We start from the raw sequence: 13,828 nt of genomic DNA on the forward strand, positions 1-13,828 counted from the left end.
CGCCCGCCATCGCGACAAAGGCTCAACTGGCCACGATCTTGGCAATGCAGAGCAGGATGACGATGGCGAGAAACAGCAGGTCGATATAGGCCTTGATCTCACCGGCTTGGCGAAGCCCGCTGACTTCGGCGATCACCTGCTTGCGCGTAGACGTCGAATTCGGCCCCTCGCCCAGCGCCGCCACCAAACGGCGGGCCTCCAGTTCCAGCCGTTCGATGCGCTGGAAGAAGTGAAACGACCGCAGCGCGGATGCCGCATGCATGCCGGCATAGACCAGCACGAGAACCGCGACGACCACGCGATGCTGGTACTTTTCTAGGAAATTCAGAGCAAAATAGACCAGCGCCAGGAACACGAAGTTGGAGAGGAATCGATAGGCGTAGCTCAGAAACAGCATGAAGATGCTCCGGGTGGTCTTGGTAGTCTCGAACGTCCTGGAAGCGCCGAACCGCGGCAAAGCCGGCGGGAATCAGCAGCCGGCTGGCTCATTCAGTTTACGCGAACGGTGCGACGGCAGGGGTATCACCCGCGCCCCGTCCCACAGGAATTGCTGCGGCGTGTCATTGCGGACACGCACCTGCCTCACCTGAACCGATTGTGCAGGAAAAATCTGCAACTCTTGGTCTGAGCGCAGACCGACCGATCAGGCGTGCGGCCATCGCAGCACTGACGGGTTGCTATCGCTATTGCAGGATACCGCAAAGGAGACCCGCCATTTGCGGCGGGTACAAGTTTAGGGAGGAGACTTCAAAATAAGCTGATTCGTGGCACCAGCCGTGTGCCGTAATTCACACACGCTAATCAAAAACAGGTCTTCCCGTCGGGACGACCAAGCTGATCGATGTTCCGGATGGCTCAACGCGGCTATGGCTTGCCTTCGACCATCTTGAGTTTGACGGTCTCGCAGGTCTTCCGCACCTGTTCTGTGAAGATCGAGCATTCCTCGATGCGCTTGAAGATCTTCTTGGCTTCCTCACGATACGAGGCCGCGGTGTCGCGCATGAAGGCAATGGCATTATGCACTTCGGCAGTCATTGCCTCGCATCTCTTCGCCGCGCTGATCAGCTCTGCTCCCATGGCTTCAATTTCCTTGGCGGCGGCTTCATAGTCACGCACCACGGCCTCGGCCGTGAGCGCACCGACGCGGGTGACGCCCTCTTCATGCTCGACGTAGTCCGGCATCGGCCCCGATGGAGCCGCCCTGATCGCAGGAAGGCTCCCTACGACATCTTCCTCAAGCTTGGCCAAATCCAGCGGCGCAGTCTTGTGAAGTCGTTCGATACTCGCCATCGGTCATTCTCCATCACTCGATGAAAAACCCCAGCGCATGAGCATGGCGACCGATTCGTGGCGAAATCCCGCATGGAAGAAAGCAACGAAAAGGCAGACATGTGAATGCAAGCACCGTGGGATAGTGCCGGGTCGCTTCTGTTGATCCGAAGCGGCACTGGCTCACGCATTAACCATGCCGGCGCATCAGGCTGCGCGTGGCCTACGCTTAATGCGCATTTAACCGTTTTGCATCATTGATTGAGGATCAGCGCAAACTCCTTCAAGCCGCAAGAATTGCGGGCAGCACTCAACCTCTTCAGGAGGATCGATTGAGGACGCTCCTTATTTGCGCGCTGGCTGTCGCCTTGGTCGGTTGCAGCAGCCAACCACCAACACAGCCATCCTGCGTTGGCCTGAACCCGTTAGCCTGTCTGACCGCGGTTCATGTGCCGATCGAACCTGAGTCGTATGAGAGCGATTCTGCCGCAACGAAACCGGTGTCCGCCGTCGCCTCGCGTGGCGACAGGCCGCCCCGATCTCACGCGGACTACGCGGTCCGTCGAACACCCAAGCCAATCAAGGTCGCGGCGAAAGCTACCATTCCCGTTCCGGTTCCTTCTCCGCAAGCGAACCAGCAGACGACGGGCAATGCCGTTGCTTCCCAAGCGCCTCCAGCAAGCGCCACCGATCCGCATCCAACGACTGACGTTCCGCCAACCCGAACGACAGAGGAGCAAGTGGCGGCCGCATCTGCCGTCGCGGAGCGAATGTCGGTCCCGACATTGGATGCGTCGCTGAACGCTCTCGTGGCCGTCCTCGTGACAGGTCCCGACGTCAAGTCGGTCCCCGACCTGGCCGGCAAGACAATTGCGATCGACGATAGATATTCCGAGTCGTCGATCAGCCGCGTCAGGACCGCGATGGCGGCAGCGGGTGCGCCCGACGTCCAACTGACCAAAGGTCAAACCACGGCGATCAGCCGGCTGGTCGGCAAAGAAGTTCCGGCCGCGGTCGTCGGGTTAGTCTCTACCAGAGCCGCGGACAGCTTTCCTGAGATCGCGCGATACAAGACGTTCCAAATCCCGCTCAAACCTCGATCGAGCCGGGCCGAGCCGTGACGGGTTTGCCCCTTGCACCCAAACCGTAAGGTGCCCATCAAAGCCCACCCCGGGAGGAAAGCCTGGACGCAGCTTGATTTTTACGTCAAGGCTAATTATGACTACTGTAGTCACATCCGATCGAGGGTCGTCATGCGTGAAATTCAGCTTCGGGACGCGAAGTCCGGCCTGTCGGCACTGGTTGATAAAGCCGTGGGCGGCGAGCCAGCCGTCATCACGCGGCACGGCAAGCGAGAGGCCGTGATCTTGAGCTATCAGGAATGGCAGCGGCTGTCGCAAGTGCCCTCTTTCGGCCGCCTACTCATGGCGGCGCCACTCGCGCCGGACGATCTGCCGCCGCGCGACACCGAGCCGCTGCGTCAAACCGAGTTCTAGTCGTCTTGTATCTAGTGGACGCCAATGTGATTTCAGCGGGCGCGCCATCGAGATCGGCATCACCGGCGTTGATAACGTGGATGGATGACCATTCCGCTCATCTCTATGTATCGGTGGTGACCATCGCCGAGATCGAGGACGGCATCGCAAAGGCACGGCGCGAGGGCGCGACACACAAAGCGGCCGACCTCGACGCTTGGCTCGAGACGCTGCTGCATCTCTATGGCGAGCGTATTCTCGCCTTCGATACCGCGACCGCTCGACGTGCGGGAGTCCTGTTGGATCGCGCGCGCGGACAAGGGCAAGCGCCGGGTTTCGCCGACATCATCATCGCCGCGACCGCGCTCCAGCACGGACTGACGATCCTGTCGCGGAATCTGAAGCATTTCGCACCGCTCAGCGTGCGCGTGCTCGATCCTTTCGCCGCGCTGCCGCCGGCATCTTGTCCCTGATCAGACAGAGACTTTAGACGCTCTTGGCGATGACGATCCAACGCCAACTGCGCCACGAAGAAACGCCAGACGAAAGCCGCCGAAAATTGATGTACCGGCGGAATTCTCCGATCAGGCGATCGTACATTTTTGAGCATCGTGCGCTCGGAGGGCGGTCGCATGTCCATCGCGCCTTCCTCGGGCGTATTTCGATCGCGGAATCGCCTTGCGGTACTTCTCCGCGCAGCGTAATTTCAACTACACGTAGCTCGTTCGAAAGCAATCAATCGGGTTCGGCCTAGCGGGAGAGAGCGATGGCGGACGTCCCATGGCACCTTTCCGGTGACTACTTCGAGAACTGCAGTTGCAGCATCGTGTGTCCCTGCCTCGTGTCGGCGGCCCCTCCGTTGACCTCGCGACCGACCGAGGGCTTCTGTAACGTCCCGCTGATCTTCCACATCGAAAGCGGCCGCTATGGCGACATCACGCTCGATGGACTCAATGTCCTGATCATCCTCCACGCACCTGGGGTCATGGCAGACGGAGATTGGTCGCTGGCCGCCTATATCGATCAGCGCGCCGACGATCAGCAGACCGAGGCCCTAGCTGCGATCTTTACCGGCGCTGCCGGTGGTCCTATGGCCGCGTTCACACCGCTGATCAGCAAGAACCTGGGACTGCGCAAGGTCCCAATCACATTCAGGATCGACGGCAAGACGCGGTCCGCTGAGATCCCGGGCATTCTGCACATGTCCGTCGATCCGTTGCCGACCATGCATCCGAGCGGGGAAATGTGGGCGAACATCGGCCATCCCGTTAGCCCCGACAACATGGTGTTGGCAGCCGGCGCCTCCGGCAACACGTTCAGCGATCATGGCATGCGCTGGGATAATTCCGGCAAGAACGGCCTCTATGCGCCGATCCGCTGGTCGAACCAAGCGTGATGCAGTTCCTGGTACGGCCCTGTAACAAGGCCAGCAACATCAGTCGCAAATGACCGACAGCACCCTGGAAATCGTGCTGCGGCGCGATCGCTGGGTCGTCGGCGGCGCGATCGGGATCATTGTCGCGCTGGCATGGGGCTATATGCTCTGGCTCGCCAATGACATGGACATGGGCGGCATGGACATGACCGGGTTCCGCATGATCCCGGCCGGAATCGGAATCATGTTGCCGGCCAACGAGCCATGGCGAGCGATCGAGTTCGCGTATGTGTTCCTGATGTGGGCGGTGATGATGGTCGGAATGATGGCACCCTCGGCAGCGCCCATGATCCTCATGTACGCCCGCGTGGGTCGACAGTGGAAAGAGCAGGGCAAGCCGTTCGCCGCGACCGGCTGGTTTGCGGCCGGTTATCTCCTCGTCTGGAGCGGCTTTTCGCTGGCAGCCACCTTTCTCCAATGGGTGATCGAACGGGCAGCCCTGCTGGATTCCCGGATGACGATCGCCAGCAACCTGCTCGGCGCAATCGTGCTGATCGCGGCGGGAGTCTATCAATGGACACCGCTCAAGGACGTCTGTCTCGCCCAATGCCAGTCGCCGTTTCAGTTCCTGATGCGCCACGGCGGCTTTCAGAACCACCTGCGAGGCTGCCTGCTGCTGGGGCTTCGGCACGGAGGCTATTGTGTCGGCTGCTGCTGGGTTTTGATGGCGCTTTTGTTCGTAGGCGGAGTGATGAACGTGCTTTGGATTGCGCTTTTGGCGCTGCTTGTCCTTTTGGAGAAACTTACGCCGGTTGGACGCTGGATCGCGCGTGCTGCCGGCATTGCATGTGTGGCCGCGGGCGCTTGGCTGCTAGTGTCGTAGCCGCCGTGATGAGAACCTGCTTGCTCAGTTCGAATTGCCATCAGCAACACCGCAAGTGCAACTCGACCTTACTGTCCCTCCATTGCTTTCTGTCCGCGCCTACGAGGTGAGAGCATGGCAACGCCTTTCGGAGCGAACCCGCGGTTGCCAACGCAATCGAGATGAAGCTCCAGGTCATTGTCATGCCTGTTGCGGACGTGGATCGCGCCAAGCCGCCGGCTAACCGCTGCGTGTACGAAATCGCGTGGCGCTCGTTGGTGGTGACGCTCGTTGATGAGAGTGCGAACCCGCCGATTTCTACGCTGGGCTACACCACTGCCCTCTCGTGACCAAACAACGGTTTTCCTTGGCGGGGCATTGGTACAAAGAAGGCTGCGACGACTACCAGAGCAAACGCTCGGCCGGGAGATCAAACATGGAAGGTTAGCGGAAGAGCACTCTAGAATTCGCTGCGGGTAACAACGTGGGAATAGAAAGATCACGAAAACATTTTTCGTATCAATGTCTTATTGCCTTGGTGCGCTCGGAGGGACTCGAACCCCCACGATGTTACTCACTGCCACCTCAAGGCAGCGCGTCTACCAATTCCGCCACGAGCGCTTGGGATACCGGCTGGAAGGATTGCAGCCCGCCGGATCAACGGCTGCGATGTAACAAATCAGGGATGGAGGGACAAGGAAGTTTTGCGCCCCGATAACTACCTGACATCAGGGGATTTCGGCAGCATTTGCTTGACTTCGACCGCGATGCGGTTGCGATCGACCAGAACCACGCCGGAGGCAATGGGCAAGTTATTGGCGAGGATCTTGACCTCGTCCGCCTCGGTAGCGTCCAGTTCGATGATGGCGCCGCGGGAAAGCCGCATCACCTGGTGGATGGGCATGGTGGTGGTGCCGAGCACCACCATGAGATCGACGCTGACTTTATCGAGGGTGGCCACTTCTGAACCGCCAAAGGGGACTAAATTGGTGTGGTTCCCACCTGAACACGTTATGGTTAGCCAATGGTTAATGACCGCCAAAGCCTTGATTTAACGACCTTCGCGCAAGCCCAAGGCGGCGGCGGGGTCGAATGGCGGATTTCGGCGGAACCGGTACCCTATCCCGAGGCCGTGGCTGCAATGGAGGCCCGCGCGGCCGAGATCGCCGAGCGGAAGGCGGCCGAACTGGTCTGGCTTCTGGAGCACCCCCCGCTCTATACCTCCGGCACCAGCGGCAGGCAGGACGACCTGCTCGAGCCGCGCTTCCCGTTGTTTACCACCGGCCGCGGCGGACAGCTCACCTATCACGGTCCCGGCCAGCGGGTGGCCTATGTGATGCTCGACCTCAAGCGGCGGCGGCCGGACGTGCGCGCCTATGTTGCCGGCCTCGAAGAGTGGATCATCCGCACGCTCGATGCCTTCAACGTGCGCGGCGAGCGCCGCGAGGATCGTGTCGGTGTCTGGGTCAGGCGGCCGGACAAGGGTGTCGGCCACGAAGACAAGATCGCCGCGATCGGCGTGCGGTTGCGGCGCTGGGTGTCGTTCCACGGCATCGCCATCAATGTCGAGCCGGAGCTTTCGCATTTTTCTGCCATCGTCCCCTGCGGCGTTGTCGATCCGCGTTACGGGGTGACCTCACTCGTGGACCTCGGCCTGCCCGTGACGATGGAAGACGTCGACATCGCGCTCCGGCGGGCGTTCCAGGAAGTGTTCGGAACGACCATGGCAGACCTGCCCGCGACAACGGCCTGAAACTGTCGATCGGTACCGCTTCCATCGCGGCTCTCTCTTGAGGTCTTCCGCCACGGCGAGTGCGGCCACATATCAGAGGCAGGCGGTGAACAGCGGAGGTCGCGGTGATGTCGCACAGGCTTCCCTTCGAGAACCGATGGACCAACAGCACGCACGCCTGGGAATGGAATTGCGCACTTGACCGACTGGGCGTGGCGAACGTGCGCGCCATGTTCGCGGATCACGAACTGCATCATCCGACCAGACTTAGCGTCACGATGAACATTCCCGCCGGATTCGTTCGCGACTGGCTGGCATTCCACGATCGCCGCGCGGCGCGTCAGCAACTGCTTTGGCGAGCCACCGTGATTGCGCTCGCACTTGTCGCAGCAACCGCGGCCGTGCTGGATGTGCTGATCGTGTGAAGCGGAGAGCCGCTCGGCGGACGAACCGCGATGCCGGCGTCGCGCTCGGGCGCATTCGAAGGTCTGTTCGGCGCCACGAGTCGCGCCTGCGCGTGGAAGCGGCTGTCCAACCGCCGTCAAATGCTCGCCTTCAGGAAATCAACGAAAGCCCGAACCCGCGGGATGGTTTGCCGCCCCGGCAGGATCAGGGCCGTGATCGGTTGCGGATCGGGATCATGGCAGTGCGACAGCACCGGAACCAGCCTGCCGTCCTTCACGGCCGCCTCCCCCAGAAAGTCGCCAAACCGCACCAGACCTGCGCCGGCCAGCGCGAGGTCGAGAAGAAAATCGGCGCTATCAGAGCGGATCGATCCTTTCACCGGCACGATGATCCGTTTGCCTTGCTCGAACATCGGCCATTGCGCGAGCCGCGAGAAGCCGCTGAGCTGCAGGCAATTGTGTCGGGCGAGATCGGCGGCTTGTTCGGGAATGCCATAGCGCTCCAGATATCGTGGGCTGCCGGCGATGACGCGCCTGACTTCGCCGAGGCGAACCGCGATCAGCTCGCTATCGCCAAGCGGGCCGACCCGAATCGTGACGTCGACCTGGTCGGCGATCGGATCGATGCGGTGATCGCTCACCGAAAGCTCGACCGCGATTTCGGGAAACTGGTCCATGAACTGCGGCAGCAGTCGCGCAAGCCGGTGCCTTGCGAACGCGGTGCCGCTGTTGATCCGCAGATGGCCGCGCGGACGTCCATGGACGGAGGCGACATCGGCTTCGGCGGCCTCGACCGCAGCCAGGATACTTCTCGCGTGAACCAGGAACGTTTCGCCCTCCTGCGTCAGCACCAGCCGCCGCGTCGTCCGATGCAGCAGTTTGGCCCCGATGCGGCGCTCCAGTCTCGTCACGATCCGGGAGACGCCCGAGGCGGTCAGTTCGATTTCGGCGCCCACGGCCGCAAAACTCCCCAGATCGACCGTTCGGACGAAAACCGCGAGGTCTGACATCGGGTGCATCAGCATATTCATGATTTTTCGGTATCAGTGTCTCGCAAAATCGAGAATTTATCTCTTTTCTTAGCACGAATAGGACGGAACTCCCAACGATTTGGAGGTCTTCCCATGCCCCTCGCCCGCATCGCCGTTCCGGCCCATCTTGCACCGGCCAGAATTCGCGCCCTTGCCGACGCCGTGCACGAGGGTCTCGTCGAGACCTGCGGCGTGCCGCCCAAGGATCGGTTTCAGCTCGTTTCGACCTACGCGCGCGAAATGATGTTCATTGACCCGACATTCCCGGATGTCGCGCGCACATCGGATGCGTCGATCATCGAGATTTTGTTTCTCGCAGGGCGCACGGTCGATCAGAAGAAAAATCTGTTTCGGTGGATTGCGGATCGGGCCGTCGACGCCGGATTTTCCGCAGACGACATCATGATCGCGCTGACTGAAAATGCGCCGGTCGACTGGTCGCTTGGACGCGGACTTGCATTCGGTGACCACCACGCGCCGATGGCAACCAGCCCAGCGGCCGCCCGCTAACAGCAAGCCGTGCGGACGCGCTCGCGCCGTCCGCACGTCGATCTTCACGCCGCAGCCTTCCGCGGCGCGACTTCGAGCTGGCCGGCGATGTAGCGGCGCTCCTGGGTGAGGCCGCCGAAGCCGTAGGCATCGCCCTTCACTTCATCGACATGGGCGTAGCTCTCCTCGTGCAGCGGCCCGAGCAATTCGCCCATGCGCTGGAATAGCGCGGCGAGATAGGCTGCCTTCTCGTCCTTGGTGTTGGTGCCTTCGCTGACGTGAACGTCGAGCCAGAAACTAGCGAGGCTCTGCTCGGCGAGCGATTTGCCGCCGGCGAACCAGTCGGCGGCATCGACTGACTTCACGATGACGGCAGTAACCTTCGGATCCTTGCGCAGGATTCGCGCGGTGAGATCGCTGACAGCAGACGCAATCTCGGCCTGCAGCGACGGGGCCTTACGGACGCTGGAATAGGTGACGGTGATGAGCGGCATGGTCGTTCTCCTTGAGTTGGCGCGCTGGCATTGCGCTTCCCTCTAGCTAGACCCGCGGCCATCATTTTGGTATCTTATCTTTATTCATATCAATGATAAGTCATGTTGATGATGCCGTGAGCACGCTTGATATCGATACAGTGCAGGCGTTCCTGCTGGTCGCCGAACTGCAAGGTTTTACCCGCGCCGCCGAAGCGCTTGGCACGACGCAGGCCGCCGTCAGCATGAAGCTGCAGCGGCTGGAGAGCGTCGTGGGCCGGCGGCTTGTCGAGCGCTCGCCGCGCACCGTCGCGCTGACCGCCGAGGGCGTTGCCTTCCTGCCCCACCCCCGCGCTGATCGCGGCGCATGACCGCGCGCTGTCGGGCGACAAGCCCGCGCGTCCCCAATTGTCGCTCGGCATCTCCGATCACGCCGCAGGGCCCGAACTGGTGCCGCTGCTCGAACGGCTGCATGCGGTGTCGTCGCACCTGGCGCTTTCCGTGACCATCGGCTTCTCGCGCCAGATACTCGACGCCTATGATGCCGGCGAATTCGATGCCGTGGTGGTCCGCCAGGAAGGCAGCCGCCGCGGCGGCGAGAAGCTGACTGAAGACGGCTTCGGCTGGTTTGCCGCCAAAGCTCTGGCCTGGCGCCGCGGCGAGACGCTGCCGCTGGCGATGCTGGCGCCGCCCTGCGGCGTACGCGCGCTTGCCGTCCGCGCCCTCGACAAGGCCGGCATCGCCTGGAGCGAGAGCTTTGTCGGCGGCGGTGTCACTGCCGTGGCCGCCGCGGCATTGGCTGGCCTCGCGGTAGCGCCACTGGCCCACCGGATCGCGCCACCGGGCCTGGTCGATATCGGGCCGGCCGAAGGACTGCCGCGGCTCGCTTCCTCGAAGGTGATGCTGCACTCGAAGGTCAGCGACCCAGCCAAGCTCGCGGCGCTGCGGACGCTGGCGGCGACATTCAGACGCGTGGCCGCAGCGCGGTAACCCACCATTTCGTTAAAAACCCAAACGGCCGTGGAACCAATCGGCAGGACATGCGTTTGCGCCAGTTAAATGGGCAGGTCGGATGTTCAAAAAGGATCAGCAGCAGCAAAGGGATCTATTCGAAAGCGAGCGCAATTTCCGACTCCTGGTTGAAGGCGTTTCCGACTACGCGCTCTACATGCTGGATCCGACCGGCGTGGTGACAAGCTGGAACATCGGCGGCCAGCGGATCAAGGGTTACGCCCCCGCCGAAATCATCGGACAGCATTTTTCCTGCTTTTATACCGACATCGACCGCGCGAATGGCAAGCCGCTTCGCGCCTTGCGCATTGCCCGGGAACAGGGCCGCTACGAGGAGGATGGCTGGCGCGTTCGCAAGGGCGGCACGTTCTTCTGGGCCAGCGTCGTCATCGACCCGATTTACGAGGACGGCAAGCTCGTCGGCTTCGCCAAGATCACCCGCGACATTACCGAACGCCGCGAAGCCCAGCTCAAACTCGAACGGATGCACCAGCAGCTCGCGGAATCGCAGAAGCTCGATGCGCTCGGCCAACTGACCGGCGGCGTGGCGCACGATTTCAATAATCTTCTCATGATCGTCAGCGGCAGCCTTCACACGTTGAAGAAAGCGGTGGGCAACGATCCCAGGTGCCTGCGGGCGCTGTCGGCGATCGAAGGAGCGACCAAACGCGGCGCCTCCCTCACCAGCCAGTTGCTGACATTCGCGCGGCGGCAGAGCGTCAATCCGCAGGCCGTCGACGTCGCCGAGCAGATCGATGCGATGCGCGAGGTGCTCGACAGCGGCGTCGGCAACGCGGTGAGCCTGCAGATCGCCGTCGACCCGGGCGTCTGGCCGGTGATGGTCGACGTCACCGAGTTCGAGACGGCGCTGGTCAACCTCGTCATCAACGCGCGCGACGCCATGACCGGCGGCGGCGTCATCACGATATCGGCGCACAACGACACGCCAGGTGAGGCCGAGACAGAACATGTCGCGATCTCGGTGGAAGATACCGGTATCGGCATCGCACCCGATGTGCTCGGCAAGGTCTTCGATCCCTTCTTCACCACCAAGCCGATCGGAAAGGGCACGGGTCTCGGACTATCGCAGGTTCACGGCTTCGCCCATCAGGCCGGCGGAACGGTCAAGGTGGCGAGCGAGCTCGGCAAGGGCACGAAGATCACAATCCTGCTGCCGCGAAAGGAGCCCGCTGATGCTGCCGGGGATGTCGACGCGGTTGAAACCGGCGGAAGCGGCACCGTGCTGCTGGTGGAGGACAATCCTGATGTCGCAGCCGTCAGCACTGGCCTGCTCGAACAGCTCGGCTACACCGTGCGCAGGGTAGCGAGCGCCGAGGCCGCGTTGCGCGAAATCGAACTCGACGGGATAGACCTCGTCTTCTCCGACATCGTGATGCCCGGCAAGATGGACGGCCTCGGCCTGGCGCACCACTTGAAGGCCGTCAGACCCGGACTGCCGATCCTCCTGACCAGCGGCTATAGCGATTCCGCGCGGAATGTGCGCGGCGACTTTCCGATTCTGCGCAAGCCCTACGAAATCCACGAGCTCAGCCAGGCGATCGCGAAACTGCCGCGGTGATGGCTGGCTGGTGGATCACTGCCCTCCTCACAAGATCGCCTCGAAGGCGCTGCGCAGCGTTTCATGCCGGAACACAAAACCGTTGCTGAGCGCCTTGTTCGGCAACACGCGCTGGCCGCCCAGCAACAATTCATTGGCGAAATCGCCGCCGATACGACGCAACAGCCCGCCGGGGATGCGGAACACCGCAGGCCGGCGCAGGCGACGGCCAAGCTCTTCGGTGAATTTCAGATTGGTGACCGGGATCGGCGCCGTCGCGTTGACCGGTCCTGAGATCTCGGGGCGCGCGATCACATGGGCGATCAGGCGGATCAGGTCGTCGCGCTCGATCCATGACATCCACTGCCGGCCCGAACCGAGTGGCCCGCCGAGGCCGAACTCGAACGGCGTCAGCATTCGCGTGATGAAGCCGCCGTCGGTGCCGATCACGAGGCCGATCCGCAAGTAGACCACCCGCACGCCGTACTCTTCCGCCGGACGCGCTGCCTTTTCCCAGGCGTCGCAGAGTTCATGGCTGAAGCAGGCATGCGACTTGGCCGATTCCGTCAGCACTTGGTCCTGCCAGAGCCCGTACCAGCCGATCGCCGAGCCTGAGACCAGCACCGCCGGCTTGCGCTCGAGCCGCGCGATCAGACGGATGACATCGCCAGTCATGTTGATGCGGGAATCCAAAATTTTGCGGCGCTTGGCTTCGGTCCACAGCCCGTTGCCGATCGGCTCGCCCGCGAGATTGACGATCGCATCGATACGGGTGTCGGCCGGAAGCTGGTCGAGGCTCGTGATCAGCGTGACCGGCGGCGGCAGCATCTCGATCTTGGCGGGGTTGCGCACCAGCGCGATCACCTGATGCCCTGCCTCGCTCAGGCCTGTCACCAGGCGGCTGCCGATGAATCCGGTAGCGCCGGTGACCAGCACCGTCTGCCGGTCGGGCAGTTTTTCGACCAGGTTTGCCGCCGGCGCACTCGTCATTCGCGAAAGGCGCTTTGACGCGGTGAAATCGCGCAGCCCGCACAAGGCGGCGCCGACGGCCGCAGCCGCCGCGATCAGGCTTAGCCATCCTGTGTAAGCCGATTTGACGCCGGTCGGCTGCCCCGCCCAACCGATGAGGACCGGCAGCAGCAGCACCAGAATGGCGCCGTAATTGATCGCGAGCAGCGTGTGATTGATGCGTTCGCTGGCCGGCAATTTCCGGCTCATGTCCTCCTCGACGAAATCCATCAGCGTGATGACGATTTCCGCAACGAGCACCACGATGATCAGCATGGCAAAGACGCCGTGCACTTCCAGCCAGCCCAGCACCAGGAACAAGAGGGCGTAGAGCATGTTGCGCAACGCATGAAGCTGCAGCTCATAGCGCTGCGATGGTCGCCATGCGAGCCGCTCGGTCAGCTCATGGTGGTAGAACGTGTCGAACACGCCCATCACGACCTGAACGGCGATCAGGATCCAAAGCAACGACGTCATGATGCGGCCTCCATGAACACGGCGGACTGACGAATGAGCCTGCCAAGGCGGGGGTGAACGATCTCGAGCGTGAAACGGAACGTGCCGCCGCCGAGGTCGGAATGGGTCACGGTGAGATCGCCGGGCGTAAGCCAGGGTGGAAGCGGCAACCGCAACGGCCCGATCTGCATGGAATAGCCGACGCTGCGAAACACCAGGGCTTCGTGCTCGACCGCTATGCGCAACGCCATGCTGACGCCGTAGCCGACATATTCTTCCAGCCCGGTCGGCCCGGCGAACCGTTTCGCCGAGTGAATGACCTGCGGAAAGCCGTTGCTGCGCGCGCAGATCCGGGTCCAGATCTGGCCGCCGCTCGCCGCATCTTCGGTCACCATCACGGCCATCGAGACGCCGGTCTCAGTGCATAGCGGAAACGGCCCGCCGATCACGCGCGCGAGCTGCGCCAGCCACCAGCCGGCGCGGCTAAAACTCGCCTCCTCCACCGTGCCGACATAGACGACAGTTTCGCCATCGGCGAAGCGCTTGGAAAATCGCCGCCAGATCGCCAACGGCAGTCGGCCCCACTCCTCGTCGGGCAACAGATCGTGGAAGCGGTGGTCGTCGAGCAGGATCGAGGCAGGCGTTGCGGGAAACCCGGGTACTCTCGTGGACACCATCACACGCT

The 13,828-nt window shown here is 62.3% G+C and carries 17 protein-coding genes, 1 tRNA gene and 1 pseudogene; 11 read left to right on the plus strand and 8 right to left on the minus strand.

Annotated elements, in window-relative coordinates; all coding sequences use genetic code 11:
- Positions 1–22 precede the first annotated feature (22 nt).
- Complete coding sequence (locus tag V1290_RS04480) at positions 23–397, minus strand: hypothetical protein (RefSeq protein WP_028345561.1); 375 nt, start codon at positions 395–397, stop codon at positions 23–25.
- A gap of 467 nt (positions 398–864) precedes the next feature.
- On the minus strand, positions 865–1,290 hold the full coding sequence (locus tag V1290_RS04485) for a hypothetical protein (RefSeq protein WP_156908435.1): 426 nt from the start codon (positions 1,288–1,290) through the stop codon (positions 865–867).
- 719 nt (positions 1,291–2,009) lie between these two features.
- On the opposite strand from V1290_RS04485, the gene V1290_RS04490 reads away from it, so the two are divergent.
- The 6 genes from V1290_RS04490 to V1290_RS04515 all read left to right on the plus strand — a co-directional run bounded on the left by V1290_RS04490 (position 2,010) and on the right by V1290_RS04515 (position 5,331).
- Entirely contained in the window at positions 2,010–2,390 is a 381-nt protein-coding gene (locus V1290_RS04490) for a hypothetical protein (RefSeq protein ID WP_334363225.1), read from the plus strand.
- A gap of 132 nt (positions 2,391–2,522) precedes the next feature.
- Complete coding sequence (locus V1290_RS04495; protein WP_334363227.1) at positions 2,523–2,765, plus strand: type II toxin-antitoxin system Phd/YefM family antitoxin; 243 nt, start codon at positions 2,523–2,525, stop codon at positions 2,763–2,765.
- Between the two features lie 5 nt (positions 2,766–2,770).
- The gene (locus tag V1290_RS04500) at positions 2,771–3,217 is read left to right on the plus strand and encodes a type II toxin-antitoxin system VapC family toxin (protein WP_334363229.1); all 447 of its coding nucleotides are present in this window, start codon (positions 2,771–2,773) and stop codon (positions 3,215–3,217) included.
- A 293-nt stretch (positions 3,218–3,510) separates the two neighbouring features.
- The gene (locus V1290_RS04505; RefSeq protein ID WP_334363230.1) at positions 3,511–4,140 is read left to right on the plus strand and encodes a DUF1326 domain-containing protein; all 630 of its coding nucleotides are present in this window, start codon (positions 3,511–3,513) and stop codon (positions 4,138–4,140) included.
- 49 nt (positions 4,141–4,189) lie between these two features.
- Positions 4,190–5,002: a DUF2182 domain-containing protein gene (locus tag V1290_RS04510; RefSeq protein ID WP_334363231.1), complete on the plus strand. Its 813-nt coding sequence runs from the start codon at positions 4,190–4,192 to the stop codon at positions 5,000–5,002.
- Between the two features lie 161 nt (positions 5,003–5,163).
- A complete protein-coding gene (locus V1290_RS04515) occupies positions 5,164–5,331 on the plus strand; it encodes a hypothetical protein (RefSeq protein WP_334363232.1) in 168 nt (55 codons plus the stop codon).
- 186 nt (positions 5,332–5,517) lie between these two features.
- Here V1290_RS04515 and V1290_RS04520 read toward each other — a convergent pair.
- Together V1290_RS04520 and V1290_RS04525 are read right to left on the minus strand one after the other, a co-directional pair.
- Positions 5,518–5,602: transfer RNA gene (locus tag V1290_RS04520), tRNA-Leu, on the minus strand.
- Between the two features lie 97 nt (positions 5,603–5,699).
- Complete coding sequence (locus tag V1290_RS04525) at positions 5,700–5,942, minus strand: FliM/FliN family flagellar motor switch protein (protein ID WP_027583831.1); 243 nt, start codon at positions 5,940–5,942, stop codon at positions 5,700–5,702.
- A gap of 63 nt (positions 5,943–6,005) precedes the next feature.
- Between V1290_RS04525 and lipB the strand changes: the two genes are divergently transcribed.
- Both lipB and V1290_RS04535 read left to right on the plus strand, forming a co-directional pair.
- Complete coding sequence (gene lipB / locus V1290_RS04530) at positions 6,006–6,734, plus strand: lipoyl(octanoyl) transferase LipB (protein WP_334363234.1); 729 nt, start codon at positions 6,006–6,008, stop codon at positions 6,732–6,734.
- A gap of 107 nt (positions 6,735–6,841) precedes the next feature.
- Complete coding sequence (locus V1290_RS04535) at positions 6,842–7,138, plus strand: hypothetical protein (protein WP_334363235.1); 297 nt, start codon at positions 6,842–6,844, stop codon at positions 7,136–7,138.
- Positions 7,139–7,254: 116 nt separating this feature from the next.
- Here V1290_RS04535 and V1290_RS04540 read toward each other — a convergent pair whose 3' ends face one another.
- Positions 7,255–8,148, minus strand: coding sequence for a LysR family transcriptional regulator (locus V1290_RS04540; protein WP_334363236.1), 894 nt, complete (start codon positions 8,146–8,148; stop codon positions 7,255–7,257).
- Positions 8,149–8,241: 93 nt separating this feature from the next.
- On the opposite strand from V1290_RS04540, the gene V1290_RS04545 reads away from it, so the two are divergent.
- Positions 8,242–8,658 carry a tautomerase family protein gene (locus V1290_RS04545; RefSeq protein WP_334363237.1) on the plus strand — a complete coding sequence of 139 codons (417 nt, stop codon included), beginning with the start codon at positions 8,242–8,244 and terminating at the stop codon, positions 8,656–8,658.
- Positions 8,659–8,702: 44 nt separating this feature from the next.
- On the opposite strand, the gene V1290_RS04550 is transcribed toward V1290_RS04545, so the two are convergent.
- Entirely contained in the window at positions 8,703–9,131 is a 429-nt protein-coding gene (locus V1290_RS04550; protein WP_334363238.1) for a tautomerase family protein, read from the minus strand.
- A gap of 92 nt (positions 9,132–9,223) precedes the next feature.
- On the opposite strand from V1290_RS04550, the pseudogene V1290_RS04555 reads away from it, so the two are divergent.
- Both V1290_RS04555 and V1290_RS04560 read left to right on the plus strand, forming a co-directional pair.
- Positions 9,224–10,100 (plus strand): annotated as a pseudogene (locus tag V1290_RS04555) (LysR family transcriptional regulator).
- An 82-nt stretch (positions 10,101–10,182) separates the two neighbouring features.
- A complete protein-coding gene (locus tag V1290_RS04560) occupies positions 10,183–11,700 on the plus strand; it encodes an ATP-binding protein (RefSeq protein WP_334363239.1) in 1,518 nt (505 codons plus the stop codon).
- A gap of 27 nt (positions 11,701–11,727) precedes the next feature.
- On the opposite strand, the gene V1290_RS04565 is transcribed toward V1290_RS04560, so the two are convergent.
- Both V1290_RS04565 and V1290_RS04570 read right to left on the minus strand, forming a co-directional pair.
- Positions 11,728–13,164 (minus strand): TIGR01777 family oxidoreductase, encoded by a 1,437-nt coding sequence (locus V1290_RS04565; protein ID WP_334363240.1) that lies wholly within the window; start codon positions 13,162–13,164, stop codon positions 11,728–11,730.
- The gene (locus V1290_RS04570) at positions 13,161–13,820 is read right to left on the minus strand and encodes a DUF4166 domain-containing protein (RefSeq protein WP_334363241.1); all 660 of its coding nucleotides are present in this window, start codon (positions 13,818–13,820) and stop codon (positions 13,161–13,163) included. Before V1290_RS04570 ends, V1290_RS04565 begins: the two co-directional genes overlap by 4 nt.
- Positions 13,821–13,828 lie beyond the last annotated feature (8 nt).

Source organism: Bradyrhizobium sp. AZCC 1578, assembly GCF_036924675.1.
Lineage (GTDB): Bacteria > Pseudomonadota > Alphaproteobacteria > Rhizobiales > Xanthobacteraceae > Bradyrhizobium.